Source organism: Micromonospora sp. NBRC 110037 (assembly GCF_001652995.1).
GTDB lineage: Bacteria > Actinomycetota > Actinomycetes > Mycobacteriales > Micromonosporaceae > Micromonospora > Micromonospora chalcea.
Map to the genome: position 1 here is coordinate 356,008 of NZ_BBVA01000004.1, position 25,045 is coordinate 381,052.

The 25,045-nt window shown below is 72.8% G+C and carries 24 protein-coding genes; 19 read left to right on the top strand and 5 right to left on the bottom strand.

The genetic code is table 11. The features are described from left to right. The first annotated feature begins 186 nt into the window (after positions 1-186). The 7 genes from rpsB (at position 187) to A4R25_RS14650 (ending at position 7,613) form a co-directional block, all read left to right on the top strand. A complete protein-coding gene (rpsB, locus tag A4R25_RS14620; protein ID WP_043325892.1) occupies positions 187-1,038 on the top strand; it encodes a 30S ribosomal protein S2 in 852 nt (283 codons plus the stop codon). A 130-nt stretch (positions 1,039-1,168) separates the two neighbouring features. Then, positions 1,169-1,996, top strand: coding sequence for a translation elongation factor Ts (gene tsf / locus A4R25_RS14625; protein WP_064447054.1), 828 nt, complete (start codon positions 1,169-1,171; stop codon positions 1,994-1,996). A gap of 191 nt (positions 1,997-2,187) precedes the next feature. Then, positions 2,188-2,922: a UMP kinase gene (gene pyrH / locus A4R25_RS14630; RefSeq protein WP_174533616.1), complete on the top strand. Its 735-nt coding sequence runs from the start codon at positions 2,188-2,190 to the stop codon at positions 2,920-2,922. An 87-nt stretch (positions 2,923-3,009) separates the two neighbouring features. Next, entirely contained in the window at positions 3,010-3,567 is a 558-nt protein-coding gene (gene frr, locus A4R25_RS14635; protein ID WP_043325889.1) for a ribosome recycling factor, read from the top strand. A 251-nt stretch (positions 3,568-3,818) separates the two neighbouring features. Then, positions 3,819-5,123 (top strand): phosphatidate cytidylyltransferase, encoded by a 1,305-nt coding sequence (locus A4R25_RS14640; protein WP_064447055.1) that lies wholly within the window; start codon positions 3,819-3,821, stop codon positions 5,121-5,123. A 104-nt stretch (positions 5,124-5,227) separates the two neighbouring features. Next, a complete protein-coding gene (gene rlmN / locus A4R25_RS14645; protein ID WP_064447056.1) occupies positions 5,228-6,373 on the top strand; it encodes a 23S rRNA (adenine(2503)-C(2))-methyltransferase RlmN in 1,146 nt (381 codons plus the stop codon). Positions 6,374-6,395: 22 nt separating this feature from the next. Then, positions 6,396-7,613, top strand: coding sequence for a DivIVA domain-containing protein (locus tag A4R25_RS14650; protein ID WP_064447057.1), 1,218 nt, complete (start codon positions 6,396-6,398; stop codon positions 7,611-7,613). Between the two features lie 69 nt (positions 7,614-7,682). Here the strand turns inward: A4R25_RS14650 and A4R25_RS30640 are convergent, their stop codons facing one another. Then, positions 7,683-7,907: a hypothetical protein gene (locus A4R25_RS30640; protein WP_082931019.1), complete on the bottom strand. Its 225-nt coding sequence runs from the start codon at positions 7,905-7,907 to the stop codon at positions 7,683-7,685. 247 nt (positions 7,908-8,154) lie between these two features. On the opposite strand from A4R25_RS30640, the gene A4R25_RS14655 reads away from it, so the two are divergent. Together A4R25_RS14655 and A4R25_RS14660 are read left to right on the top strand one after the other, a co-directional pair. Continuing rightward, positions 8,155-9,723, top strand: a complete 1,569-nt coding sequence (locus A4R25_RS14655) for a Rieske 2Fe-2S domain-containing protein (protein ID WP_064447058.1) — start codon at positions 8,155-8,157, stop codon at positions 9,721-9,723. A gap of 107 nt (positions 9,724-9,830) precedes the next feature. Next, positions 9,831-10,469: a TMEM175 family protein gene (locus A4R25_RS14660; RefSeq protein ID WP_051611534.1), complete on the top strand. Its 639-nt coding sequence runs from the start codon at positions 9,831-9,833 to the stop codon at positions 10,467-10,469. A 56-nt stretch (positions 10,470-10,525) separates the two neighbouring features. On the opposite strand, the gene A4R25_RS14665 is transcribed toward A4R25_RS14660, so the two are convergent. Next, on the bottom strand, positions 10,526-12,136 hold the full coding sequence (locus A4R25_RS14665) for an NAD(P)/FAD-dependent oxidoreductase (RefSeq protein WP_064447059.1): 1,611 nt from the start codon (positions 12,134-12,136) through the stop codon (positions 10,526-10,528). 66 nt (positions 12,137-12,202) lie between these two features. On the opposite strand from A4R25_RS14665, the gene A4R25_RS14670 reads away from it, so the two are divergent. Both A4R25_RS14670 and A4R25_RS14675 read left to right on the top strand, forming a co-directional pair. Continuing rightward, a complete protein-coding gene (locus A4R25_RS14670) occupies positions 12,203-12,622 on the top strand; it encodes a hypothetical protein (RefSeq protein ID WP_064447060.1) in 420 nt (139 codons plus the stop codon). Between the two features lie 104 nt (positions 12,623-12,726). Continuing rightward, complete coding sequence (locus A4R25_RS14675; protein ID WP_064447061.1) at positions 12,727-13,896, top strand: alkaline phosphatase PhoX; 1,170 nt, start codon at positions 12,727-12,729, stop codon at positions 13,894-13,896. 9 nt (positions 13,897-13,905) lie between these two features. Here A4R25_RS14675 and A4R25_RS14680 read toward each other — a convergent pair whose 3' ends face one another. Beyond that, on the bottom strand, positions 13,906-14,748 hold the full coding sequence (locus tag A4R25_RS14680) for a YhjD/YihY/BrkB family envelope integrity protein (RefSeq protein ID WP_043325870.1): 843 nt from the start codon (positions 14,746-14,748) through the stop codon (positions 13,906-13,908). A 51-nt stretch (positions 14,749-14,799) separates the two neighbouring features. On the opposite strand from A4R25_RS14680, the gene A4R25_RS14685 reads away from it, so the two are divergent. From A4R25_RS14685 to ispG, 5 genes are all read left to right on the top strand, one after another. Beyond that, positions 14,800-15,345: a GNAT family N-acetyltransferase gene (locus A4R25_RS14685; protein WP_043325869.1), complete on the top strand. Its 546-nt coding sequence runs from the start codon at positions 14,800-14,802 to the stop codon at positions 15,343-15,345. 62 nt (positions 15,346-15,407) lie between these two features. Then, complete coding sequence (locus A4R25_RS14690) at positions 15,408-16,637, top strand: PP2C family protein-serine/threonine phosphatase (protein WP_051611199.1); 1,230 nt, start codon at positions 15,408-15,410, stop codon at positions 16,635-16,637. Between the two features lie 154 nt (positions 16,638-16,791). Next, complete coding sequence (gene dxr, locus A4R25_RS14695) at positions 16,792-18,006, top strand: 1-deoxy-D-xylulose-5-phosphate reductoisomerase (RefSeq protein ID WP_064447062.1); 1,215 nt, start codon at positions 16,792-16,794, stop codon at positions 18,004-18,006. Next, a complete protein-coding gene (locus A4R25_RS14700) occupies positions 18,003-19,250 on the top strand; it encodes an RIP metalloprotease (protein ID WP_030504229.1) in 1,248 nt (415 codons plus the stop codon). Before dxr ends, A4R25_RS14700 begins: the two co-directional genes overlap by 4 nt. A gap of 9 nt (positions 19,251-19,259) precedes the next feature. Further along, positions 19,260-20,435 carry a flavodoxin-dependent (E)-4-hydroxy-3-methylbut-2-enyl-diphosphate synthase gene (gene ispG, locus A4R25_RS14705; protein WP_030504228.1) on the top strand — a complete coding sequence of 392 codons (1,176 nt, stop codon included), beginning with the start codon at positions 19,260-19,262 and terminating at the stop codon, positions 20,433-20,435. Between the two features lie 57 nt (positions 20,436-20,492). Here ispG and A4R25_RS14710 read toward each other — a convergent pair whose 3' ends face one another. Beyond that, entirely contained in the window at positions 20,493-21,167 is a 675-nt protein-coding gene (locus tag A4R25_RS14710) for a helix-turn-helix domain-containing protein (RefSeq protein ID WP_043325864.1), read from the bottom strand. A 129-nt stretch (positions 21,168-21,296) separates the two neighbouring features. On the opposite strand from A4R25_RS14710, the gene A4R25_RS14715 reads away from it, so the two are divergent. After that, on the top strand, positions 21,297-22,115 hold the full coding sequence (locus A4R25_RS14715) for a class I SAM-dependent methyltransferase (RefSeq protein ID WP_064447063.1): 819 nt from the start codon (positions 21,297-21,299) through the stop codon (positions 22,113-22,115). Positions 22,116-22,163: 48 nt separating this feature from the next. Here the strand turns inward: A4R25_RS14715 and A4R25_RS14720 are convergent, their stop codons facing one another. Next, positions 22,164-22,751, bottom strand: a complete 588-nt coding sequence (locus tag A4R25_RS14720) for a PadR family transcriptional regulator (RefSeq protein WP_030504225.1) — start codon at positions 22,749-22,751, stop codon at positions 22,164-22,166. A gap of 121 nt (positions 22,752-22,872) precedes the next feature. Between A4R25_RS14720 and A4R25_RS14725 the strand changes: the two genes are divergently transcribed. Both A4R25_RS14725 and A4R25_RS14730 read left to right on the top strand, forming a co-directional pair. Further along, on the top strand, positions 22,873-24,099 hold the full coding sequence (locus tag A4R25_RS14725; protein WP_064447064.1) for an MFS transporter: 1,227 nt from the start codon (positions 22,873-22,875) through the stop codon (positions 24,097-24,099). Positions 24,100-24,175: 76 nt separating this feature from the next. Continuing rightward, positions 24,176-25,015 carry a DUF4081 domain-containing GNAT family N-acetyltransferase gene (locus tag A4R25_RS14730; RefSeq protein WP_043325861.1) on the top strand — a complete coding sequence of 280 codons (840 nt, stop codon included), beginning with the start codon at positions 24,176-24,178 and terminating at the stop codon, positions 25,013-25,015. The last annotated feature ends 30 nt before the right edge of the window (positions 25,016-25,045 follow it).

Genomic DNA, 25,045 nt, shown 5'->3' on the forward strand with positions numbered 1-25,045 from the left:
ACACTGGTCGACTGGCGACCGCCTCGTGCGGTCGACCTCGCGTGCCCTCTCCACGGTCTCCTCCGTGGGGCGACGGCCTCCCTGGTCCCGGTTCTTCACCCGGGCCCACCCCGGCCGCCGACCGGGCGCCAGGCGTCCGGCCGCCGGCCGGACGGACAACCAGGGACAATGTAGGAGTAACCCACCATGGCCGTCGTGACCATGCGTCAGCTGCTGGAAAGCGGTGTGCACTTCGGGCACCAGACCCGGCGCTGGAACCCGAAGATGAAGCGCTTCATCTTCACCGAGCGCAACGGTATCTACATCATCGACCTGCGCCAGACGCTCGACTACATCGAGAAGGCGTACGAGTTCGTCCGCACCACCGTCGCCGGTGGCGGCAGTATCCTGTTCGTCGGCACCAAGAAGCAGGCCCAGGAGGCCATCGCCGAGCAGGCGACCCGGGTCGGCCAGCCGTACGTCAACCACCGCTGGCTCGGTGGCATGCTGACCAACTTCCAGACCGTGTACAAGCGGCTGCAGCGGATGAAGGAGCTGGAGGCCCTGGGTGACCTGAGCGGCACCGCCGCCGGTTACACCAAGAAGGAGACGCTCCAGCTCTCCCGCGAGAAGATCAAGCTCACCAAGACCCTCGGTGGTCTGCGGGACATGCAGAAGCTCCCGGCCGCGGTCTGGATCGTCGACACCAAGAAGGAGCACATCGCCGTCGACGAGGCCCGCAAGCTGGGCATCCCGGTGATCGCCGTGCTCGACACCAACTGCGACCCGGACGAGGTCGACTTCCCGATCCCGGGCAACGACGACGCCATCCGCTCGGCCGAGCTGCTGACCAAGGTCGTCGCCGCCGCCGTCGCCGACGGTCTGATCGCCCGCTCCGGCCGTAACCGGGGCGCGGACGAGAAGCCCGAGGCCGGCCAGGTCGCCGCCGACGAGCCGCTGGCCGAGTGGGAGCGTGAGCTGCTCGAGGAGCCGAAGAAGGCCGACGAGCAGCCCGCCGCCGCCGCTGCCGAGCAGCCGGCGACCGCCGCCGCCGAGTGATCTCGCCGTCGCGTCCCCACCGTCGGCGATTCCCGGCGGTGGGGCGCGACGGGTACGCCGGGCGGCAGCACCGGCCCGGAACCGGGTAACCAGCACCCCAGACCACCTCACTGACACCGAAGAGAGAGTCATGTCCAACTTCACCGCCGCGGACGTCAAGAAGCTCCGCGACCTCACCGGCGCCGGCATGATGGACTCCAAGAAGGCGCTGACGGAGGCCGAGGGCGACTTCGACAAGGCCGTCGAGATCCTGCGCGTCAAGGGCGCCAAGGACGTCGGCAAGCGGGCCGGCCGCACCGCCGCCAACGGGCTCGTCGCCCACTCCGGCCAGGCGCTGCTCGAGCTCAACTGCGAGACGGACTTCGTCGCCAAGAACGACGCCTTCATCGCGCTGGCCCAGCAGCTCGTCGAGCACGGCGTGGCCAGCGGCGCCACCAACGCCGAGGAGCTGCTCGCCAGCAGCATCGACGGCAAGAGCGTGGCCGACCTGATTCAGGAGCAGTCCGCCAAGATCGGCGAGAAGCTGGTGCTCAACCGCTTCGCCAAGCTCGACGGCACCACCGCGGTCTACCTGCACCGCAAGAGCCAGGACCTGCCCCCGGCGGTCGGCGTGCTCGTGGAGTTCACCGGCAAGAACGACGAGGCGGCGGACGCCGACGCGCGCGCCGTGGCCATGCAGATCGCCGCGATGCGGCCGAAGTACCTCACCCGCGACGAGGTGCCGGCCGAGACCGTCGAGTCGGAGCGGCGCATCGCCGAGCAGACCGCCCGCGAGGAGAACAAGCCCGAGGCGGCGCTGCCGAAGATCGTCGAGGGCCGGGTGAACGCCTTCTTCAAGGACTTCGTCCTGCTGGAGCAGGCGTCGGTCGCCGACAACAAGAAGACCGTCAAGCAGGTGCTGGCCGACGCCGGCATCGAGGTGACCCGCTTCCTGCGGTTCGAGGTCGGCCAGGCCTGAGCCGCCGCGCCGGGCCTTCCGGGCCCGGGCACAGGGGAGAACGTCGACGAGGAGGCCGCCGGTGTACGTGACAGGCACCGCGGCCTCCTCGTCACATAGGGTCGGCAAGGGCACGTACGCGACGCCCGCGCTATGCGCGGGGAGAAGGGGCGGGGCGGATGACGCAGGTTGTGAGTGACCGGAGCCTGGCGATGGAGGATCCGACCGCGCCTCCTCCCGGTCGGTCCCGCCGGGTGGTGCTGAAGCTCTCCGGTGAGGTCTTCGGCGGCGGCGCGATCGGTGTCGACCCCGACGTCGTGCAGGGCATCGCCCGGCAGATCGCCACCGTCGTACGCCGTGGTGTGCAGGTCTCCGTGGTGGTCGGCGGCGGCAACTTCTTCCGCGGCGCCGAGCTGCAGAAGCGGGGCATGGACCGGGCCCGCGCGGACTACATGGGCATGCTCGGCACGGTCATGAACTGCCTGGCCCTCCAGGACTTCCTGGAGAAGGAGGGCATCGAGACCCGGGTGCAGACCGCGATCACCATGGCCCAGGTCGCCGAGCCGTACATCCCGCTGCGGGCGATCCGGCACCTGGAGAAGGGCCGCGTGGTCATCTTCGGCGCGGGCGCCGGCATGCCGTACTTCTCCACCGACACGGTGGCCGCCCAGCGGGCGCTGGAGATCCGCGCGGACGTGGTGCTGATGAGCAAGAACGGCGTGGACGCGGTGTACACCGCCGACCCCCGGATCGACCCGACCGCGAGCAAGCTCGACTCGATCACTTTCTCCGAGGTGCTGCGCCGTAACCTGCGGGTGGCCGACGCCGCCGCGTTCAGCCTCTGCATGGAGAACGGCCTGCCGATGCTGGTCTTCGGCGCCCAGGGCGACGACACCATCGTCCGGGCCGTCGCCGGTGAGAAGATCGGCACCCTGATCACCGCCTGACCGGCCCGCCGGATCGACAAGCGGTCCCTCTGCCACGGCGGCACCCGCACTACCCACGACGAGCGACAGAAGGAGGCGAGGAGACCGGTGATCGACGACACCCTCCTCGAGGCGGAGGAGAAGATGGAGCGTGCCATCGAGCACGCCAAGGAGGAGTTCGGCGGGATCCGTACCGGTCGCGCCAACGCCGCCATGTTCTCCCGGATCGTCATCGACTACTACGGCAGCCCGACCCCGCTGCCGCAGATGGCCTCCATCGCGGTGCCCGAGCCCCGCATGGTGATCATCAAGCCGTACGACAACTCGCAGCTGGGCGCCATGGAGAAGGCGATCCGCGACTCGGACCTCGGGGCCAACCCGAACAACGAGGGCAACCAGCTCCGCATCGTCCTGCCGCAGATGACCGAGGAGCGGCGCCGGGAGATGATCAAGGTCGCCCGGCAGAAGGGCGAGGAGGCCAAGGTCGCCGTCCGCAACATCCGCCGCAAGGCCAAGGAGGAGCTGGACCGCCTGGTCAAGGACGGCGAGGTCGGCGAGGACGAGGGCCGGCGCGCGGAGAAGGAGCTGGACGACCTGACCCAGCGTTTCGTCGCTACCGTCGACGAGCTGGTCAAGCACAAGGAGAACGAGCTGCTCGAGGTCTGAGCGCGCGCGTACCCCGCACGGCACCGCCGCCGTCGCCCGCACGGGCGGCGGCCCGGTGCCGTCGTCGTGCCCGGCGGCGCAGACCCTCGGGGCTCCGGCGGGTGCAGTAGGCTCGGCACGATTCCCGGCCACCACGGGGTGAACGGCGGGGGTCGCCCGGCCGTCGGTCGGTCAACAGAAGTCTCACGCCGGTAGGGGATGGTTTTGGTCTTGCGTCATGTGGTGGCTCTCGTACCGGCTGCCGGTGCGTGATGTCCCACCCCGACCCCTACGGCAGCACCGAGCCGCGTGGCTGGGACCGTCCGGCCCCCGCTCTGCCCTGGCCGGACACCGATCTGGAGCCGGGCCCCTGGCGGCCCGCTCCGGCGGCGCCCACCCACCCGACCGAGCCGGGCGGCTACGCCCGCCCCGGCGCCGCCCCGGACACGTACGCCGCCCCGGACACGTACGCCGGGCCGTACCCGAACAGCGGTCGGCGCCACGACGGACCGGGCCGGTACGACGGACCGCCGGCCGGCGACCGCGGCCGGCCCGACGGGCCGGAGCGCCGCGGCCCGTGGGGTGAGCCGGCCCGCGACGACGAGTACCCGACCGCGCAGATCGCGCCGGTGCGCGACGAGCCCACCGACCAGATCCCGGCGGTACGCGACGAGCCCGAGCCCGAGCCGCCGCCCGGTCGCCGGGGTCGGGGGCGACGGCGGGCGAGCGCCGAGCGTCCGCCGACCACCACGCCGACGACGTCCCGGGCGGGGCGCAACCTGCCGGCCGCGATCGGCGTCGGGGTGGCCCTCGGCGCCGCGGTGGTGGTGCCGCTGTTCTTCTTCATGCCGGCGTTCCTGGCCGTGCTGGCGGCCGCGGTCGGGATCGGCATCTGGGAGATGGCCCGCGCGGTACGCCGCAGCGGCGCCCACCCGCCGCTGGCGCCGCTGGTCGCCGGTGGCGTGATCACGGTGGGCCTGGCCTGGTTCGCCGGCCCGGACGCGCTCTGCCTCGGCCTGCTGGTCACGGTGCTCGGCACGATGATCTGGCGGCTGGGCGACGGGCCGGGCAACTACCAGCGCGACCTCACCGCGGCCACCCTGATCGCGGTGTACGTGCCGTTCCTCGCCGGGTTCGCGGCCATGCTCGCGGCGGCGCCGGGTGACGGGCACCTGCGGGTGCTGGTGACGCTCGTCGCGGTGGTGCTCTCCGACACCGGCGGGTACGCGGCCGGCGTGTCGTTCGGCAAGCATCCGATGGCGCCCACGATCAGCCCGAAGAAGTCCTGGGAGGGCTTCGCCGGCTCGGTGACCGCCGCGGCGGCGGGCAGCGCGGTGCTGCTGTGGGTGTTGTTCGACGTGGCGCCCTGGTGGGGCGCGCTGTTCGGGATGGCGATCTCGGTCTCCGCGGTGCTCGGCGACCTCGCCGAGTCGATGATCAAGCGGGATCTCGGCGTCAAGGACATGAGCAACCTGCTGCCCGGGCACGGCGGTCTGATGGACCGGCTCGACTCGATCCTGTTCGCGGTGCCGGTGGCCTACCTTCTGCTCGCCGTGTTCGTCCCGGTGGTGAGCTGAGGTATGCGTCACGGCGGAGACCCGCGGCGGGCCGGGCGGCCGGGGGCGATTCGACACGTACGGACGGGTGCGTCCGGGCGGGAGCGTGTCAGACTGGACGCGCCATGACGAGTCTCCCGCTGATCTCCGTAGACCCCGACGCCCGCGGCCGCCGACCCTCGATGCCTCCGCACCACCTCGCCGACCTGGACCTGTCCGGCCGGCAGGCGCTCGTCACCGAGCTGGGCGAGCCGGCGTTCCGCGCCAAGCAGGTCTCCAACCACTACTTCGGCCGCCTGGTGCGCGACCCGGAGCGGATGACCGACCTGCCGGCGGCGACCCGGGAGCGGCTGGCGGGTGAGCTGCTGCCCACCCTGCTCACCCCGGTACGCGAGCTGGCCTGCGACGACGGCGCGACCCGTAAGGCGCTCTGGCGGCTGCACGACGGCTCGCTCGTGGAGAGCGTGCTGATGGGCTACCCGGACCGGGTGACCGTCTGCATCTCCAGCCAGGCCGGCTGCGGCATGGCCTGCCCGTTCTGCGCGACCGGCCAGGCCGGGCTGACCCGCAACCTGTCCACCGCCGAGATCGTCGACCAGGCGGTCTACCTGGCCGGGGTGGCCGCCTCCGGCGCGGTGTCCGGCTCGCCGCCGCGGCTGTCGCACGTGGTGTTCATGGGCATGGGCGAGCCGCTGGCCAACTACTCGCGGGTGGTGGCGGCGATCCGCCGGCTGGTCGCTCCGGCGCCGGAGGGCCTGGGCCTGTCGCAGCGGCACATCACCGTCTCCACGGTCGGGCTGGTCCCGGCGATCCGGCGACTGGCCAGCGAAGACCTCTCCGTGACCCTTGCGTTGTCGCTGCATGCCCCCGATGATGAGCTGCGCGACGAACTCGTCCCGGTCAACCAGCGCTGGAAGGTGTCCGAGGTGCTGGACGCGGCGTGGGACTACGCGGCCACGACGGGGCGTCGCGTGTCCATCGAATACGCGATGATCAAGGACGTGAACGACCAGCCGTGGAGAGCAGATCTGCTCGGGCGGCTGTTGGCCGGCAAGCTGGCCCACGTGAACCTGATCCCGCTCAACCCGACTCCGGGCAGCCGCTGGGACGCCAGCCCGAAGCCGGTCGAGCGGGAGTTCGTCCGGCGGTTGCGCGACGCCGGGGTGTCGACCACCGTGCGGGACACCCGGGGACGCGAGATCGACGGGGCGTGTGGCCAGCTCGCCGCCGCCGGGGACACGGACGGCGACTCACGCGCGGCAACGGCGTAGCGGTACGAGACCAGGAGACATAGTGGCGAGTCAGGGTCAGCGTTTCCGGCGTAAGGCGCTCCGCCGGGGATACAAGGTCGACGAGGTCGACGCCTTCCTGGACCGGGTCGAGGCGACACTCGCCGGTCAGCCGGTCGGCGCGCCCGTGGCCTCCCAGGAGGTCCACGACGTCGTCTTCCGGGTCCGCTTCAACGGCTACGACGAGTGGCAGGTGGACCTGCACCTCGACCGGGTCGAGCGGCAGCTCGCCGAGCTGGAGGAGCGCGGTGGCGCCCCCGCCGGGCGCGGTGGCGACCCCCGGATTCCCGACCGGCTCGGCCCGCCGATGCGCGACGACAGGGGCATGTCGCCGGTGCCGCAGCCGCCGATGCCGCCCCGGCAGATGCCGGCCCAGCCCGGCCCGCCCGCCGACCGCTACGGCAGCCGCTACGACGAGCCGACCGGCGCGTTCGCCGGCGGGTACGACGGTCCGCGCGGTGGCTACGACGGCCCGCGTGGCCCGGGCGGCCCCGGCCCGATGGGCCCGGGCGCGCCGATCGGGCACGGCGGCCCGCCGCCGCGTGGCCTGCCGCCCGGCCCCGGCGGCTACGGCCAGGACAGCGGCCCCGGCGGGTACGGCCAGGACACCGGTCCGGGCGGCTACGGCCAGGACAGCGGCGGGTACGGCCAGGACAGCGTCCCCGGCGGGTACGGCCAGGACAGCGGCCCCGGCGGGTACGGCCAGGAGGAGCGCTTCGACGGCTTCGAGGCCGGCCGGCGCGGGCGTGCCGACATGACCGCCGAGATCCGCATGCCCGAGCGTGAGCTGCGTGGTCGTGGCCCGGGTGGCCCGCCCGCGCTGCCGCAGCAGGGCTACGGCGCGCCGGAGCCCGGTTACGGGCCGCCGGACCAGGGTTACGGCCCCGGCCCTTCGATGACCGGCCCGCCGCTGGTGACCCCGCCGGTCGCCGGTCCGCCGATGGTGGGCCCGCCGATGGCCGGCCCGCCCGGCAGCGACCTCTACCGGGTCGACCAGATCCGGCGCAGCTTCCAGGTCCGCCGGTTCGGCAGCGGGTACGACCCGGACCAGGTCGACCGGTTCTTCGACACGCTGCTCGGCGGCATGCAGGGCCGCAACCCGATGCCGGTGAACCCGAAGGACCTCGACACGCTGCGTTTCGGGCTGGTGCCCGGCGGCTACTTCGAGGCCGAGGTCGACGCCGCGCTCAAGGACGTGCAGGACATCCTGCTCGGCCGCTGACCCGCACCCGACGACGAAGGGCCCACCCCGCGAGGGGTGGGCCCTTCCGCGTACCGTTTGCGCCGCTCGTCAGGACCGCAGGCCGTTGCGGCGCAGCACGGCGTCGCCGATGACGATGGCGACCAGCAGCCCGGCGATCCCGAACAGCCAGATGTGCTCCACCCGGCCCTCCTCGATCCCGCAGAGCGCCATCAGAACCAAGACCAGCGCCGACAGCAACGCGCCGATCCGTCCGGACTTGCGGTGCCCGGGCTTGTGCTGATCTGGCGCGGTTACCGGCTCGTCTCCTGCCACTGTCGGTCCTTCCCTCGCGATCGGATCTCCGATCAGTCTGGCACGCCCTCAACCGGCCCCGGCGCAGGGTCCGGCCTCCGGTGCGCTTGATGACCCGGGCGGGCGACAGCGTGGTTGTCGCATGACCCGGGCCGTAGGTCCCGTCCGGGTCGGGGCGGTTGGGCACTACCGGCGTCGCGGGACGGCGAGCACACTGCCTCCGGTAGCGTCTTGACGTACACCTGATGCCTTTTTGAGGGGGACTGCGGTGCGAGTGACCGGTACGGGCCATGCCAGCATGCGGATCGACACGGCCGCGGGCAGCATCCTGTGCGACCCGTGGGTCAATCCCGCCTACTTCGCCTCGTGGTTCCCCTTCCCGGACAATTCCCTGCTCGACTGGGAGACCCTCGGCCAGGTCGACTACCTGTACGTTTCGCACCTGCACCGGGACCACTTCGACGCCAAGCACCTGCGCGACTTCGTGTCCGAGGACGCCACCGTCCTGCTTCCCGAGTTCCCCACCTCGGAGATGGAGGACGAGTTCCGGGAGCTGGGCTTCACCAAGTTCCTCAAGGCCCCGAACGAGCAGGTCGTGGAGCTGCCCGGCGGCCTGAAGATCATGATCCAGGCGCTGACCAGCCCGACCGACGGCCCGATCGGCGACTCCTCGCTCTGGGTCGAGTACGACGGCGTCCGGCTGCTCAACCAGAACGACGCCCGCCCGACCGACCTGAGCGTCTTCGCCGAGCTGGGCCACGTGCACGCGCACATGCTGCAGTTCTCCGGCGCGATCTGGTACCCGATGGTCTACGAGCTGCCGCAGGCGGCGAAGACCGCGTTCGGCAAGCAGAAGCGGGACCGGCAGTTCGACCGCACGTGGCGCTACATCGACGACCTGAAGGCCGACCACGTCTTCCCGATCGCCGGCCCGCCGTGCTTCCTCGACGACGAGCTGTGGCAGTTCAACGACATCTTCGGCGACGAGGGCAACATCTTCCCCGACCAGTCGGTGTTCCTGTCCGAGTACGCCAAGGTCGGCGGCACCAACGGCATCGTGCTGCTGCCGGGCAGCGTCTCGGAGATCACCACCGAGGGCGCGACCACCACGCACCCGGTGCCGGTGGAGGAGTTCTTCGCGAACAAGGTCGCCCACCTGGAGGAGATGCGGGAGCGCAAGCGCGGCGTCATCGAGGCCGAGAAGGCGTCCTGGCGGCACCCCGAGGTCGACGTGCTCGGTGAGATGAAGCGCCGGATCGAGCCGCTGCTGGACGAGTCGATCTACCTGGCCAAGGGCGTCGGCGGGCCGGTCCGCTTCGACCTGGTCGGCTACGACGGCTCCGAGGTCGAATCCATCGTGGTGGACTTCCCGGGCAAGGAGGTCCGGCCGTACGCGGACGAGAAGGTCCGCTACCGCTTCCGTACCGAGCGGGCGCTCATCGAGCACCTGCTGCACATCGGCGAGGTCGACTGGGTCAACTCGCTGTTCCTGTCGTGCCGCTTCTCGGCGGCCCGCATCGGCCAGTACAACGAGTTCGTCTACGCCTTCTTCAAGTGCCTCTCCGAGGAGCGCCTCCAGTACGCCGAGGGCTGGTACGACGAGCACGAGCGGGCCGTCGACGCCGAGGACATCACGCTCGACGGCTGGGTGGTGCAGCGGCGCTGCCCGCACCTGAAGGCGGACCTGAGCCGGTTCGGCATCGTCGACGGCGACCAGCTGACCTGCCAGCTGCACGGCTGGAAGTTCGACCTGGCCAGCGGCCGCTGCCTGACCAGCGTCGGGCACAAGATCCGGGCGCACCGCGCGGACGCGGAGACCTCGACGCCGGCCGTCTGACGGTTTCGCCCCGCACGCCGCCCCCGGCACGCGACCATCGGTCGTGAGGGGGCGGCGTGACGGGTGCGGACAGGGAACCGGTGTACCGGTTCGGGCGCGGCAGCGAGATGGCGCGGGACGCCTCGCGGGTGGAGGCGTTCAGCGACGCGGTGATCGCCATCGTGCTCACGCTGATGGCCGTCGAGCTGCTGGCGTTCGACCCGGACCTGCCGCAGGACGACGGGCTGGCCGCGGTGCTCGTGCAGGAGTGGCGGGCCTACCTGGCGTACGTGATCACCTTCGCCATCGTCGGCCAGGTCTGGCTGACCCACCACAACATGTGGCGCTACGTCCGCCGGGTCGACCAGATGCTGCTGGTGCTGAACCTGCTGCTGCTGATGTTCGTGGCGGCGATCCCGTTCACCGCCGACCTGCTCGCGGACAACCTGCGCGGCACCGTGCGCGACCAGCGGCTGACCGCCGCGCTGTACGTGGGCGTGGTGCTCGGCGAGGCGCTCTTCTTCAACCTGAGCTGGTGGTGGGCGCGCCGCCGCGGGCTGCTGCACGCGGATCTGGACCCGAGGCTGGCGAGCGCGGTGGCCCGCCGGTTCCGGCTCGGCCCGCTGCTCTACCTCGTCGCGTTCGCCATCGTGTTCATCGACCCGCTGCTGAGCCTGCTGGCGTACCTGCTGCTGGTCGGCGTCTACCTGGTGCGCGGTCCGGGCGATCTCCCGCCCGCCGGCCAGGAGGCGCCCGACACGCCGTGAGCGGTTGTTAAGAAGGGGCCCTTCCTCTACCGGAGGCGTTAATAAGGGGCCCTTCCTTACATGTCGGCGAGGATGCGGCGGGCCGCGTTGTGGCCGGCCGCGCCGATCACGCTGCCCGCCGGGTGGCAGCCGGCGCTGCCCGCGTACACGCCGTCCACACCCGTCGCGTACGGCATCCGGTCGGTGAACGACACCGTGTTGTCGACGTGGTGGATGTGCCCGCCGGTGATGCCGAAGTGCGCCTCGATGCCGGGCGGCGGCAGCGGCACCGCGTCCGCGACCAGGTCACCGGCGCCCGGGGCGTACCGTTCGCAGATCGCGAGCAGCCGCTCCACGTAGCCGGGCAGCGCCGCGTCCCAGGTGGTGCCGGCCAGCTCGTAGGGGACCGACTGGACGAACAGCGCCGACGAGTGGTGCCCCGCCTCGTCGGACAGCGACGGGTCGACTGTGGTGTGCAGGTACCACTCGATCGTCGGCTCGTCCGGCAGCCGCCCGGCCCGCACGTCCGCCCACATGCCGCGCAGCGCCGCCATCGGCGACTCGCCGCCGTCGCCGATGAGCGAGGCCGAGCCGGGCAGCAGGTGGATGGTCGACCCGAACGGGCTCGGCGCGTCCTCCGGCAGGCAGGAGAAGCGGGGCAGCCCGGTCAGCGCCAGGTTGAGCTTGAGCGTGGTGCCGGGGCGGCGGACCGCCGCCATCCGCGTGCTCAGCTCCGCCGGGAGCGCGCCGTCGGGCAGCAGCTCCATCAGCCGGTACGGGTCACAGCCGCCGAGCACCACCGGGGCGTCCACCTCCCGCCCGTCGGCGAGTGTCACTCCGGCGGCGGCGCCCCCGGTCAGCCGGATGGCGGTGACCGGCGCGTCGGCCACGATCCGCGCGCCCGCGCGCACGGCGGCCTCGGCGAACGTGCGCGACACCGTGCCCATGCCGCCCCGGGTGATCATCCAGGTGCCGTCCGCGCCGGGCAGCCGGCACATGTTGTGCACCAGGAAGTTGTGCCCGGTGCCGGGATCGTCCGGGCCGGCGTTGAGCCCGGACAGGCCGTCGGTGACCGCGTACATGCTGACCAGCAGCTCGGAGCGGAAGTCGAAGCGGGCCAGGTGGTCGGCGACCGAGCCGCGTACCAGGTCGACGAAGACCTGCCGCAGCGCGGGCCGCACGTAGCGCTCGGCGGTCTCCTCGACCGGCAGCGGCTCGGCCAGCCACGCCGGGGCGAGATCCTCCCGCAGCTGGGCCAGCTCGGCGTGCAGCGCGTCGTCGGCTGCCACGTCGGCGGGGGAGAACATCTCCGCGAGCTGCCGCCGGCTCGCCGCCACGTCGCTGCCCGCCAGCAGGTACGGCGAGCCGAGCCCGCCCGGCGTGGGCAGGAAGTAGTGCGGGTCGCGGCGCAGTACCGGGATGGTCACGTCGAGCGTGGCCAGCAGCTCCGGGGGCATCAGCCCGAGCAGGTACGACCCGGTGGAGTGACGCAGCCCCGGCACCTTCGGGAACGGGTTCTCGGTGCGGGTCGCGCCGCCGATCACCCCGGACGCCTCCAGCACCAGCACGTCCAGGCCGGCGCGGGCCAGCAGGATCGCCGAGACCAGGCCGTTGTGCCCGGCGCCGACCACCACGACGTCGGCGCGGGACGGCAGCTCACTCGCGTCGCTCCCGGTGCGTTCGCTCATGCCGCGACCCTAGCGGCGGCCGGGCACGGGCGGGAGGGTTCGCAGCGGGGCGCTACCGTTCCCGGCATGTCTCCGGCTGTCCAGATCGCGCTCGCGGTGGCGCTCGTCGTGGTGGTGTTCCTGCTCCTGCTCGTGCTGCGGCGCGACCGCCCCCGGGACCTGGTCGCCCCGGATCGCCCGGCCGGCGGCGGGCAGGCCGAGGTGCTCCGCCTGATCCACGCGGGGCGCCGGGTCGAGGCGGTCAAGGTGCTGCGTGAGCAGACCGGCCTGTCGCTGCTGGAGGCGAAGCAGGCGGTGGACGCGCTGGCGGCCGGCGGGTCCTGGTCGCCCGGCCCTCCGGTGCCCGGAAAGGGCGTCGACGACGCGGTGCGGGCCGAGGCCGCGCGGCTGCTGCACCGGGGCGAGAAGATCCAGGCGATCAAGGTGGTACGCGAGCACACGCACATGTCGCTCGCCGACGCGAAGCGGTACGTCGAGGGCCTCTGACGCCGGACGGCCGCCACCGGGCGTTCACCTTATAGTGGCAGTTGTCGATGCATTTCCGTCCTACCGTCGACGGGACACCCACCGCCTCCGGGAGGTAACCCCCGATGGATCGTCGTACCGTCCTGCGTGCCACAGCCGTCGGCGGCGCCGCCGCTTTCGCCGGTGGTCTCTGGGCCGCCGCGGCCGCACCGGCCCAGCCCGCCCAGCCCGGCCCCGGCCCGTACGGCGACCTGCTGTCCGCCGACGTCAACGGTCTCCAGTTGCCGGCCGGCTTCACCAGCAGGGTGATCGCGCGTTCCGGGCAGCGGGTCGCCGGCACCTCGTACACCTGGCACCCGGCGCCGGACGGCGGCGCCTGCTTCCCGTCCGGCGACGGCTGGATCTACGTCTCCAACTCGGAGGTGCCGCTCGTCGGCGGCGCGTCGGCGGTACGGTTCGCCGCCGACGGCGCGATCGCCGCCGCGTACCGGATCCTCGGCGGCACGAACGTCAACTGCGCCGGTGGGCCGACCCCGTGGGGGACGTGGCTGTCCTGCGAGGAGGTGCCGCTGGGCCGGGTCTTCGAGACCTGGCCGGAGGGCGGCCGGGCCGGCGAGGAGCGGACCCGGATGGGCCGCTTCAAGCACGAGGCGGCGGCCTGCGACCCGCGGCGGCGGGTGGTCTACCTGACCGAGGACGAGTCGGACGGCTGCTTCTACCGGTTCGTGCCGGACACCTGGGGCGACCTGCGCACCGGCCGGGTGCAGGTGCTCTGCGCCCCGGACGGCCAGGTCACCGGCCCGGTGACCTGGCGGGACCTGCCGGACCGGGACGGGTTCCCGGTGCCCACCCGCCACCAGGTGGGCGCCGCGCAGACGTTCGACGGCGGCGAGGGCTGCTGGTACGCCGACGACACCTGCTGGTTCACCACCAAGGGCGACAACCGGGTGTGGGCGTACGACGCGGTGAACCAGCGGCTCGACCTCGCGTACGACGACTCGCTGGTGCCGGCCGGCGCCGCGCCGCTGACCGGCGTCGACAACATCACCGGCACCGCCGGCGGCGACCTCTACGTGGCCGAGGACGGCGGCAACATGGAGATCAACGTGATCACGCCCGCCGGTGTGGTGACCCCGTTCGTGCGGCTGCTCGGGCAGTCCGAGTCGGAGATCACCGGGCCGGCGTTCTCGCCGGACGGCAGCCGCCTCTACTTCTCGTCTCAACGCGGCACCAGCGGCGCCCGGGCCGGCACCGGCGGCATCACGTACGAGGTGCGCGGCCCGTTCCGGCGCTGACGCCGCCCGTCAGGCGCGGGCCGCCTCCCGGGCGGCCCGCCACCGGCTCGCCGCCAGCGTCGCGGAATAGCCGGACAGCACGATCACGTGGAACAGGTACAGCCACAGCAGCACCGCCACGCCGCCGCCGATCTCGTCGAACCCGCCGAACGGCACACCCAGGTCCAGCGGCAGCGAGCAGAACAGCACGAAACCGTGCAGGAAACCGGACAGGTTCGCCGCCGTGAACGAGCCCAGGACGACGGTGGCGAGCCAGTCCGGGGAGGCCGGGCCGACCACCCGGAACACCCAGATCAGCACCGGCGTGAGCACCAGCCACACCGCCAGGAACGACAGCACGACGCCGAGCGCGCCGATCCAGCCGCCCTGGCGTACCAGCCGGGTGGTCAGCGGCAGCCCCAGCAGGATCGACAGCAGCAGCGCCGGGGCCGGCGCCAGCAGCGGGAGCAGCAGCAGCCGGCCCCGCCAACCGACCAGCGCACCGGACTCGGCGCGCGGCTCGGCCACCGAGACGAACGCGCGGCGCAGCCCTTCGCCGTACAGCGAGGCCGGCAGCAGCGAGGCCAGCGCCAGCAGCGGAGTCAGCCCCAGCCCGGCCTCGACCAGCGCGGCCGCCGCCCGGTGCGCGCCGATCTCGGTGGGCAGCGTCTCGATCGCGTACCCGGTCAGCCGCCGCACCCGGTCCGCCCCGGCGAGCAGCCCGGTCAGCCAGATCGCCAGCAGCGCCACCGGCACCACGGCGATCGCGCCGTAGAACGTGATCGCGGCGGCGTGCAGGGAGAGATCCCGGCCGCGGACCGGCCGGAACGCCGCAGCCGTGATCCGCTTCGCCCGATCCCACCCGTCGCCCATCGCCCTCTCGTTCCCCGTACGGCCCCGCGCCACGCATTACGATCCGGCGGCATGACGATCGCCACGACCGACCGGCTGGTGCTCCGGGACTGGACCGAGTCCCCGGACGACCTGGCCCGGATCTACGACATCTACTCCCGGGACGAGGTGATGCGCTGGCTGGGCGGCGGCAAGGGCCGGATGACCGACCCGTCCGAGGCGCGCGAGCGGGTCCGGTCCTGGCACGAACGCTGGGCGCCGTACGGCGGCCGCTGGGGCCTGTGGGCGATCGAGCCGCGCGCCGGCGGGCCGGTGGCCGGGAGCATCCTGCTCAAGCCGCTGCCGGGACGCGACGGCGTCACCCTGACCGACGACATCGAGGTCGGCTGGCACCTGCACCCCGACGCCCAGGGCAACGGCTACGCCACCGAGGCGGCCCGCGCGGTGCTGGAGCGCGAGTTCGCCACCGGCACCCCGAGGGTGTACGCGGTGGTGATGGCCGGGAACGACCCGTCGATGGCGGTGGCCCGGCGCCTCGGCATGACGCACGTGGGCGTGCGCACCGACTGGTACGGCGGTGCCGAGGTTGAAACGTTCGTCCTGGAACGTCCGGCCTGAGCCGTGCCGTTGGCAGTTCGCCCTCGGCCTCCTACGGTGGTGGGGATACGGGGGAGGCACTGATGGTCGACGGTGGCGACGCAGCGCGTTGGCTGCACCTCCACGCCGCCCGGGGCGGCCCGGACGACCTGTCGCTCCTGGTGAACCGGGTCGCGCCCGCCATCGGGGCCACCGACATCGTGATCTACCTGGCCGACTACACGCAGTCCTCGCTCGTACCCCTGGTCGGCGCGGGCGCGCCTCGGGACGAACTCACGATCGAGACGACGCTGGCCGGCCGGGCGTTCACCTGCCTCCAGGTGCAGCGCGCTCCCGACCGCCCGGACCGGCTCTGGGTGCCCCTGCTGCTCGGCTGCGAACGGCTGGGGGCACTGGAGATCGTGTCGTCGCGCGCCGGCGACCCCGCGCTGGACCGGCCGGCCTGGGAGGTGGCGGTCGCCGTCGCTCAGGTCCTGGTGAACCGCCGGCTCTACGGCGACGTCGTGGAACGGATTCGCCGCCGCCTGCCGATGCAGGTCGCCGCCGAGACCGTGTGGGGGCTGCTGCCGCCGCTGACCTTCGCAACGGACGAGCTGGTGATCACCGCCATCCTCGAACCGTGTTACGACGTCGGCGGGGACATCTTCGACTACGCGCTCAACGGTGACGTGCTCAGCGTCGGGCTCTTCGACACCTGCGGGCACGGGATCAAGGCGAGCGCGATGGCCTCGCTCGTGGTCAGCGCGTACCGCAACGCCCGGCGTACCGGTCTCGACCTGGTCGACACGGCGATCAGCATTGACAGGTGGGTCCGCTCCGAACACCCCGGCCTGTTCGCGACCGCGCTGCTCGCCGAACTCGACCGGCGGACCGGCGTGCTGCGGACCATAAACGCCGGCCACCCCGGCGCCATGCTGCTGCGGGACGGCAAGGCCGTCCGGGCACTGCCCGGACCGACCGCGCTGCCGCTCGGGCTGGGCAACCTGTCGATGCGGCGCCCGCGGGCGCACGAGGAGGCGCTGCACCCGGGCGACCGCATCCTCGCGTACACCGACGGCATCACCGACGCCCGGGGCGACGACGGGGAACGGTTCGGGCTGGACCGGCTCGTCGACTTCGTCGAGCGTGCCCTCAACGAGCGGCTGCCCAGCCCCGAGACGATGCGCCGGCTGGTGCGCGCCGTCCTCGCCTACCAGCAGGACCAGCTCGACGACGACGCCACCGCGCTGTTCCTGGAGTGGCAGCCCTCGCACCTGCCGTTGGCGCACCTGGAGCACCTCACCGCGCCAGACGGGACGATCGCGTCCCCGTAGCGTCGAGGAGGCGATCGAGGCGTGATCGACACCAGTTCGCCGAAGTGGTGGCATCGCGGCGCCTGGGATGCCACCACCTCGGCGAAGTGGAGTCGATCATGCCGCCGGGCACTCCGGGACGAACCGGGGTGAGGCGCTGGGGAACAATGGTCCGGTGACCACTCCCCGAGATCTCGTGCTGCTCGGTTCGACCGGCTCGATCGGCACCCAGGCCATCGACATCGTCAAGCGCAACCCGGACCGCTTCCGGGTGGTGGCCCTCGGCGCGGGTGGCGGCAACGTGGAGTTGCTCGCCGCGCAGGCGCTGGAGCTGGGCGTGGAGGTGGTCGGCGTGGCCCGCGCATCCGCCGCGCAGGACCTTCAGCTCGCGTTCTACGCCGAGGCGAGCAAGCGCGGGTGGGCCACCGGCGACTTCAAGCTGCCCAAGATCGTGGCCGGGCCGGACGCGATGACCGAGCTGGCGCAGTGGCCGTGCGACGTGGTGCTCAACGGGGTGGTCGGCTCGCTGGGCCTGCCGCCGACGCTGGCCGCGCTGCATGCCGGGCGTACCCTCGCCCTGGCCAACAAGGAGTCCCTCGTCGCCGGCGGCCCGCTGGTCAAGGCCGCCGTCTCGCGACCGGGGCAGATCGTCCCGGTCGATTCCGAGCACTCCGCGCTGGCGCAGTGCCTGCGCGGCGGCGCCCGGGGTGAGGTGCGGCGGCTGGTGGTCACCGCCAGCGGCGGCCCGTTCCGGGGGCGGCGGCGCGACGAGCTGACCGCCGTCACGCCGGAGCAGGCGCTGGCGCACCCGACCTGGAACATGGGCCCGGTCGTCACGATCAACTCTGCCACGATGGTCAACAAGGCGCTGGAGGTGATCGAGGCGCACGAGCTGTTCGACGTGCCGTACGCCGACATCGAGGTGATGGTCCACCCGCAGTCGGTGATCCACTCGATGGTCGAGTTCACCGACGGGTCCACGCTCGCCCAGGCCAGCCCGCCGGACATGCGGCTGCCCATCGCGCTGGGCATCGGCTGGCCGGACCGGGTGCCCGAGGCGGCCGCCGCGGTCGACTGGACCACTGCCCACACCTGGGAGTTCTTCCCGCTGGACGACGCGGCGTTCCCGGCGGTCGCGCTGGCCAAGGCGGCGGGTGAGGCCGGGCGCTGCCGCCCGGCGATCTACAACGCGGCGAACGAGGAGTGCGTGGCCGCGTTCGTCGCGGGCCGGCTGCCGTTCCTCGGGATCGTCGACACCCTCCAGCGGGTGCTGGAGGACGCACCCGATTTCGACGAACCAGGTACCGTCGAGGACGTGCTCGCCGCCGAGTCGTGGGCACGGGCGCACGCCCAGGAGATCATCGTCGGGTCGGTGGAAGGAGCTCGATGAGCTATCTGCTCGGGGTGGTGCTGTTCGCCCTGGCGATTCTCATCTCGGTGAGCCTGCACGAGGCGGGGCACATGCTGACCGCCAAGGCGTTCGGGATGAAGGTCACCCGCTACTTCGTCGGCTTCGGCCCGACGCTGTGGTCGTTCAAGCGGGGCGAGACCGAGTACGGCATCAAGGGCATTCCGCTCGGCGGCTTCTGCAAGATCGTCGGCATGACGCCGCAGGACGACGACGTCGAGCCCGGGGACGAGAAGCGCGCGATGTGGCGCTACCCGGTCTGGAAGCGGACGATCGTGATGTCCGCCGGCTCGATCACCCATTTCGCACTGGCCCTGATCGCGCTCTGGATCATCGCGATCACCGCCGGCCTGCCGAACCCGAAGTTCCCCTCCACCGAGGACGGCTTCAAGGCGGAGCCGGCCGTGATCGCGCTGGCCCCCTGCGTCGTGGTGGAGAACGCGGCCCGCGCCTGCCAGGCCGACGACCCGGCCAGCCCGGCCGAGAAGGCCCAGCTCAAGGACGGCGACCGGATCACCGCGGTGAACGGCCGGCCGGTCTCCACCTGGGGCGACATGCTCGACGTGGTCCGGGCCACCCCGCCCGGCGCGGCCACCGTCACCTTCGAGCGCGACGGCCGGTCGCAGGAGGCCCGGGTCGACCTGGCCGCGGTGCAGCGCCCGCCGCTGGACGACCCGAAGGGCGCCACCTCGTCGGTCTCCGCGCTCGGCGTGGCCCTGCGGCCGAGCACCCCGCCGCGGGTCGAGTACGGCCCGATCGCCGCGTTCGGCGCCACCGCCGACTTCACCGGCACCATGGCGGTGCAGACCGCGCACGCCATGCAGCGCATCCCGCAGAAGGTGCCCGCCCTGTGGAGCGCGATCACCGGCAGCGAGCGCGACATGGACACCCCGATCAGCGTGGTCGGCGCCACCCGGCTCGGCGGCGAGGCCGTGGAGAACAACGCCTGGCTGGTGTTCTTCATGCTCTTCGTGTCGCTGAACTTCTTCATCGGCGTGTTCAACCTGCTGCCGTTGCTCCCGCTGGACGGCGGGCACATCGCCATCGCCTGGTTCGAACGGGCGCGCTCCTGGCTGTACGCGCGCATCGGCCGCCGGGATCCCGGCCGGGTCGACTACCTCAAACTCATGCCGTTCACGTACGCGGTGATCCTGATCGGTGGCGCGTTCACGCTGCTGACAGTCACCGCCGATGTCATCAACCCCATCACGCTCTTCTCAAGGTGAGTGCCTGAAGTGACCGCTGTCAGTCTCGGTATGCCCCCCGTACCGCCGCCGCCGCTGGCCCCGCGCCGGGCCAGCCGCCAGATCATGGTCGGTTCGGTGCCGGTCGGCGGCGGCGCGCCGGTCTCGGTGCAGTCCATGACCACCACCCTCACCGCCGACGTCAACGCCACGCTCCAGCAGATCGCCGAGCTGACCGCGTCCGGCTGCCAGATCGTCCGGGTCGCCGTGCCGTCGCAGGACGACGTGGAGGCGCTGCCCGCGATCGCCAAGAAGTCGCAGATCCCGGTGATCGCCGACATCCACTTCCAGCCGAAGTACGTCTTCGCGGCGATCGACGCCGGCTGCGCCGCGGTGCGGGTGAACCCCGGCAACATCCGGCAGTTCGACGACAAGGTCAAGGAGATCGCGCGGGCCGCCGGCGACGCGGGTGTGCCGATCCGGATCGGCGTCAACGCGGGCTCGCTCGACAAGCGCCTGCTGGCCAAGTACGGCAAGGCCACCGCCGAGGCGCTGGTCGAGTCGGCGCTGTGGGAGTGCTCGCTGTTCGAGGAGCACGGCTTCCGGGACATCAAGATCTCGGTCAAGCACAACGACCCGGTGGTGATGATCCGGGCGTACCGGCTGCTGGCCGAGAAGTGCGACTACCCGCTGCACCTCGGCGTCACCGAGGCCGGTCCGGCGTTCCAGGGCACGATCAAGTCGGCGGTGGCGTTCGGCGCGCTGCTGGCCGAGGGGATCGGCGACACCATCCGGGTCTCGCTGTCCGCCCCGCCGGTCGAGGAGATCAAGGTCGGCGCCGCGATCCTGGAGTCGCTGGGCCTGCGCGAGCGCGGCCTGGAGATCGTCTCCTGCCCGTCCTGCGGGCGGGCGCAGGTCGACGTCTACAAGCTGGCCGAGGAGGTCACCGCCGGTCTGGAGGGCCTGCCGGTGCCGCTGCGCGTCGCGGTCATGGGCTGCGTGGTGAACGGTCCGGGTGAGGCCCGCGAGGCAGACCTGGGTGTGGCCTCCGGCAACGGCAAGGGCCAGATCTTCGTCAAGGGCAAGGTCGTCAAGACGGTGCCCGAGGCGCAGATCGTGGAGACGCTGATCGAGGAGGCGCTGCGGATCGCCGACGAGATGGGCGCCGAGATCCCCGAGGAGCTGCGCGACCTGGTGCCGGGCGGCGCCACCGTCACCGTGCACTGATCTGCTTTTCGCGTCGCCGTGCGGCCGTCCCCGTCGGGGCCGGCCGCACGCGCCGTCTCAGGGCCGGGGCACGGCGGCGAACGGGGAGAGAGTGAACCAGCCGGGCGCGGCACGCCGCAGCGCCTCCGGCCCGCTCACCTCCACCGCGCCGCCGCGCAGCGCCGCCGCCCACCCCAGGTCGCCCATCCAGACCTGGACCAGGGCACGCAGGTCCGCGGTGACGGTCACCGTCACGTCGTGCCCGGGGTCGATGTCGCAGACGTCGGCTTCGCCCGCGGCGATCACCAGCCACCAGTCGCGCTGCGCCGCCGGCACGTCCCGGAAGCGGAACCGCACGACGGTACGCCCCGGCGGGACCGCGTCGTGGTCGACGTGCCGGTGCATGTCCCACAGCAGCAGCTTCGGGTCCAGGTCGGCGTCGCCCAGCTCGCCGATCCAGCGCACGCCCCAGGCGCCGAGCGCCTCCAGCACGGGCCGCAGCTCCCGCCCGGCGGCGGTCGGGACGTAGCGCACGTCGGCGCCGTCGACCCGCCGTTCCACCACCCCGGCGCGGACGAGCTGGTGCAGCCGGCGCGACAGCAGCGTGGGCGACATCCGGGGCAGGCCCCGGCGCAGCTCGTTGAAGCGTTCCGAGCCGCTGACCAGCTCCCGGACCACGAGCAGCGTCCACCGCTCGTCGAGCAGTTCCATGGCCTTCGCCACGGGGCAGAACTGGTGGTAGGAGGCCCCCATGGCGGGCACGCTACGCCCGGCCCGGCGGCCCGGCCAGGCGCCTGTCGGGAGCGGTACAGATCTCGTACTGGGGGCCGTGTCGTCCGCTGCCTAGCGTCCTGTGCAGGGACGACAGCTGAGGAGCGACAGATGATCGAGGAACGGGAACAGGACGCGGCGGTGAAGGCCCGGCACCGCGCGATGTGGGCGCTGGGCGACTACTCCGCAGTGGCCGCGCAGGTGATCCCGCAGTTGGGGGCGACGCTGGTCCGGGCCGCCGGAGTGGGCCCGGGCATGCGGGTGCTGGACGTGGCGGCCGGGACCGGCAACGCGGCTCTGCCGGCGGCCCGGACCGGCGCGCAGGTGGTGGCCGGGGACCTCACCCCGGAGTTGCTGGCGATCGGGCGGGCGGCAGCCGAGCGGGAGGGCGTGAGGCTGATCTGGGAGGAGGCGGACGCGGAGGCGCTGCCGTACGCCGACGGCGCGTTCGACGCGGTGCTGTCCTGTGTGGGCGTGATGTTCGCGCCCCGGCACCGGGTCGCCGCCGACGAGTTGCTGCGGGTGTGCCGGCCGGGCGGGACGATCGGCCTGGTCAACTGGACCCCGGAGGGCTTCGTGGGCCAGTTGTTCGCGGCCATGCGGCCGTTCGCGCCGCCACCGCCGCCGGGCGCGCAGCCGCCCCCGCTCTGGGGCGACGAGAACCACGTCCGGGAGTTGTTCGGCGACCGGGTCGACGCGCTCACGCTGGGGCGCGACGCCGTGGTGGTGGACAGGTTCGCCACGCCGGAACAGTTCCGGGACTTCTTCGCGACCCACTACGGACCGACTGTGGCGGTCTACCGCGCGAACGCGGGCGATCCGGAGCGTACGGCCGGGCTCGACCACGCGCTGACCGACCTGGCCGCCCGGCACCTGGACGGCGGCGTGATGCGCTGGGAGTACCTGCTCGTCGCCGCGCGCCGGGCCTGACGGCACGCCGGTCGTGGTCCGGCCGGCGTGCCGTCGCGGCGGCGGCGCTCACTCGGACTCGGCGAGGATGGCGTAGAGCTTGCGCCGTGTCTCGTCGAGCACCTGCGCGGCGCGGGCGCGCTGGTCGTCGGTGCCGGTGGTCATCACCTGCCGCAGCGCCTGCATGGCCTGCGCGCCGGCGTCGCGGATGTCGTGCCAGCTGTTTACCGTCTGCTCGGCGAACTCCGCCCAGGGCGGGGTCTGCGCAGCGGCGGTCGCCTCGGCCTGGCCCTGTTCGGTGAGCGCGAACCGTTTGCGCCCGCCCTCGGAGTCGGCGGCGGTCGCGATGACGCCCTCGTCCTCCAGCAGTTGCAGCGTCGGGTAGATCGAGCCGGGGCTGGGCCGCCAGGCCCCGCCGGTGCGGGAGTCGATCTCCTGGATCATCTCGTAGCCGTGCATCGGACGTTCGGTGAGCAGGGCCAGCACGGCGCCGCGCACGTTGGGCCGCCGGCCTCGTCCGCGCCCGCCGCGGCCCCGCCCGTGGCCGTGCGGTCCGGGCGGGAAGGGCGGCGGGCCGGGGGGTACGGGCGGGAAGCCGAAGCCGCCCCGGCGGCGCATCTCGTCGTGCATGGCGTGCATGCGTCGGTGGAAACCCATCAGGGCTCTCCTTCTGTCGTCGTATCACTGATGCATCAACGATATATCGGCAATGCATCGCCGACAAGACGCGGATGGAACTCGGCTGCAAACCGTACGTTCGTACTGTTAGGCTGCCGGCGTGCGCCTGCTTCCCGAACCGGGCCCGTCCCGGACCCTCGCCCTCTCCACGCTCGTCAACACCGTCGGGCGGGGCACCTGGCTCACCGCCAGCGCGCTCTTCCTCACCCGCTCGGTCGGGCTCACGGTGGCCGAGGTCGGCGTGGCGCTCACCCTCACCGCGCTGGTCAGCCTGGTGGCGAGCACGCCGATGGGCTACCTGGCCGACCGCCTCGGCCCGCGCGGGCTCCAGATGGCCGCGCTGCTCGCCTCGGCCGGGTGCACCGCCGCGCTGGTAGCGGTGCGCTCGTTCCCCGGCTTCCTGGCCGTCGGCGTGCTGATGGCGCTCGCCGACGCGGGCACCCGGGGCGCCCGGGGCGCGCTGATCGCCGGCGCCGTCCCACCCGACCAGCGGGTCCGCACCCGCGCCTACCTGCGCGCGGTCACCAACGTCGGCATCTCGGTGGGCACCGTGCTGGCCGGGTTCGCGCTCGCCGCCGACACCCGCGGCGCGTACGTCACGCTGATCCTGCTCGACGCCGCGACCTACGTGCTGGCGGCGGCGGTGCTGCTGCGGCTCCCGCCGGTCCCGCCGGTGCCCGCCCCGGCGCACGGACCGCGGCTGATCGCGCTGCGGGACCGCCCGTTCCTCGCCTTCACCGTGCTGGACGGGCTGATGTCCATGCACTTCTCGCTGATCAACATCGCCCTGCCGCTCTGGATCGCCGGGCACACCACCGCGCCGAACTGGCTGATCTCCGTCTGCCTGCTCGTCAACACGGTGGTGGTGATCCTGTTCCAGGTCCGCGCCTCGCGGGGCACCGAGGACCTGACCGGCGCGGGCCGGGCCGCCCGCCGGGCCGGCGTCCTGCTCGCCGGCGCCTGCGCGCTGTTCGCCGCCGGTGGCGGCGTACCGGTCGCGGTGGCGGTGCCGCTGCTGCTGGCCGGCGCGCTGGTGCACGTGGTGGGGGAGTTGTGGCACGCGGCGGCCGGCTGGGGCATCTCGTTCGGGCTGGCCCCGGCGCACGCGCACGGCCAGTATCAGGGGGCGTACGGGATGGGCATGCAGCTCGGCTCGATGGTCGCCCCGGTGGTGGTGACCACGCTCGCGATCGGCTGGGGCGTGCCCGGCTGGCTGGTGCTCGGCGGGGTGTTCCTGCTGCTCGGCGCACTCGTGCCGCCGGTGGTGCGGTGGGCCGCCCGGACCCGGCCGCCCGTGCCCGAACCGGCACCCGTGACGGTCGGCTGAGCCGCCGCTCACCGGAGCGGTCCGGGGTGCCCGGTCGGCCCGCGCGCCCCGGCGCGGATCTGGCAGGCTGGTAACCGTGCTCACGATGCCGGTACGCCAACTCGGGGAGTCGGAGCGCCGCGCGGTCGAGCGGCTGCTCGACCTCGACCCGTACGCCGGCGCGCAGGTCGCCGAGCGGGTGGCGGCGCGCGGGCTGGCCTGGTGGCGGGCCGAGGCGCGGATCCTCGGCTACGGCTCCCGCCGCAACCTGGAGTCGATCTGCTGGCTGGGTGGCAACCTGACGCCGGTGCTCGCGTCCGAGCCGGCGGTGACCGCGTTCGCCGAGCAGTTGAGCGGGCAGGAGCGGCTCTGTTCCTCGATCGTGGGCCGCGCCGACGCCGTACTCGGGCTCTGGGACCGCCTCTCCGCGTACTGGGGGCCGGCCCGGGACGTACGCCCGAACCAGCCCTTGCTGGCGACTGACGCGCTGCCCGCCGTGGCGCCCGACCCGGACGTGCGGCGGGTGCGCGGCAGTGAGGTCGACCGGCTGTTCCCGGCCGCGGTGGCGATGTACACCGAGGAGGTCGGGGTGTCGCCGCTGGCCGAGGACGGCGGGCGCGGCTACCGGCGCCGGGTGACCGAGCTGGTGCGCGCCGGCCGCGCCTACGCCCGTTTCGTCGACGGGCGGGTGGTCTTCAAGGCGGAGCTGGCGGTGGTGACCCGCCGGACCGCGCAGGTGCAGGGCGTCTGGGTGGCGCCCGAGTGGCGGGGCCGGGGCATCGCCACCGCCGCGATGGCCGCTGTGGTGCGCGACGCGCTGGACCGGGTCGCGCCCACCGTGAGCCTCTACGTGAACGACTTCAACCTGCCCGCCCGCCGGGTCTACGAGCGCTGCGGCTTCCGCCCGGTCGGCACGCTCGCCACAGTGCTGTTCTGAGGATCACGTCCCGCCGGAGGTCCCGAACCG

What these genes read in the sequence shown, in the direction of transcription:
- rpsB (WP_043325892.1), top strand. Translation starts at nt 187, where the DNA reads ATGGCCGTCGTGACCATGCGTCAGCTGCTGGAAAGCGGTGTGCACTTC.
- tsf (WP_064447054.1), top strand. Translation starts at nt 1,169, where the DNA reads ATGTCCAACTTCACCGCCGCGGACGTCAAGAAGCTCCGCGACCTCACC.
- pyrH (WP_174533616.1), top strand. Translation starts at nt 2,188, where the DNA reads ATGGAGGATCCGACCGCGCCTCCTCCCGGTCGGTCCCGCCGGGTGGTG.
- A4R25_RS14640 (WP_064447055.1), top strand. Translation starts at nt 3,819, where the DNA reads ATGTCCCACCCCGACCCCTACGGCAGCACCGAGCCGCGTGGCTGGGAC.
- rlmN (WP_064447056.1), top strand. Translation starts at nt 5,228, where the DNA reads ATGACGAGTCTCCCGCTGATCTCCGTAGACCCCGACGCCCGCGGCCGC.
- A4R25_RS14660 (WP_051611534.1), top strand. Translation starts at nt 9,831, where the DNA reads ATGGCGCGGGACGCCTCGCGGGTGGAGGCGTTCAGCGACGCGGTGATC.
- A4R25_RS14665 (WP_064447059.1), bottom strand. Translation starts at nt 12,136, where the DNA reads ATGAGCGAACGCACCGGGAGCGACGCGAGTGAGCTGCCGTCCCGCGCC.
- A4R25_RS14670 (WP_064447060.1), top strand. Translation starts at nt 12,203, where the DNA reads ATGTCTCCGGCTGTCCAGATCGCGCTCGCGGTGGCGCTCGTCGTGGTG.
- A4R25_RS14675 (WP_064447061.1), top strand. Translation starts at nt 12,727, where the DNA reads ATGGATCGTCGTACCGTCCTGCGTGCCACAGCCGTCGGCGGCGCCGCC.
- A4R25_RS14680 (WP_043325870.1), bottom strand. Translation starts at nt 14,748, where the DNA reads ATGGGCGACGGGTGGGATCGGGCGAAGCGGATCACGGCTGCGGCGTTC.
- A4R25_RS14685 (WP_043325869.1), top strand. Translation starts at nt 14,800, where the DNA reads ATGACGATCGCCACGACCGACCGGCTGGTGCTCCGGGACTGGACCGAG.
- A4R25_RS14690 (WP_051611199.1), top strand. Translation starts at nt 15,408, where the DNA reads ATGGTCGACGGTGGCGACGCAGCGCGTTGGCTGCACCTCCACGCCGCC.
- A4R25_RS14700 (WP_030504229.1), top strand. Translation starts at nt 18,003, where the DNA reads ATGAGCTATCTGCTCGGGGTGGTGCTGTTCGCCCTGGCGATTCTCATC.
- A4R25_RS14710 (WP_043325864.1), bottom strand. Translation starts at nt 21,167, where the DNA reads ATGGGGGCCTCCTACCACCAGTTCTGCCCCGTGGCGAAGGCCATGGAA.
- A4R25_RS14715 (WP_064447063.1), top strand. Translation starts at nt 21,297, where the DNA reads ATGATCGAGGAACGGGAACAGGACGCGGCGGTGAAGGCCCGGCACCGC.
- A4R25_RS14720 (WP_030504225.1), bottom strand. Translation starts at nt 22,751, where the DNA reads ATGGGTTTCCACCGACGCATGCACGCCATGCACGACGAGATGCGCCGC.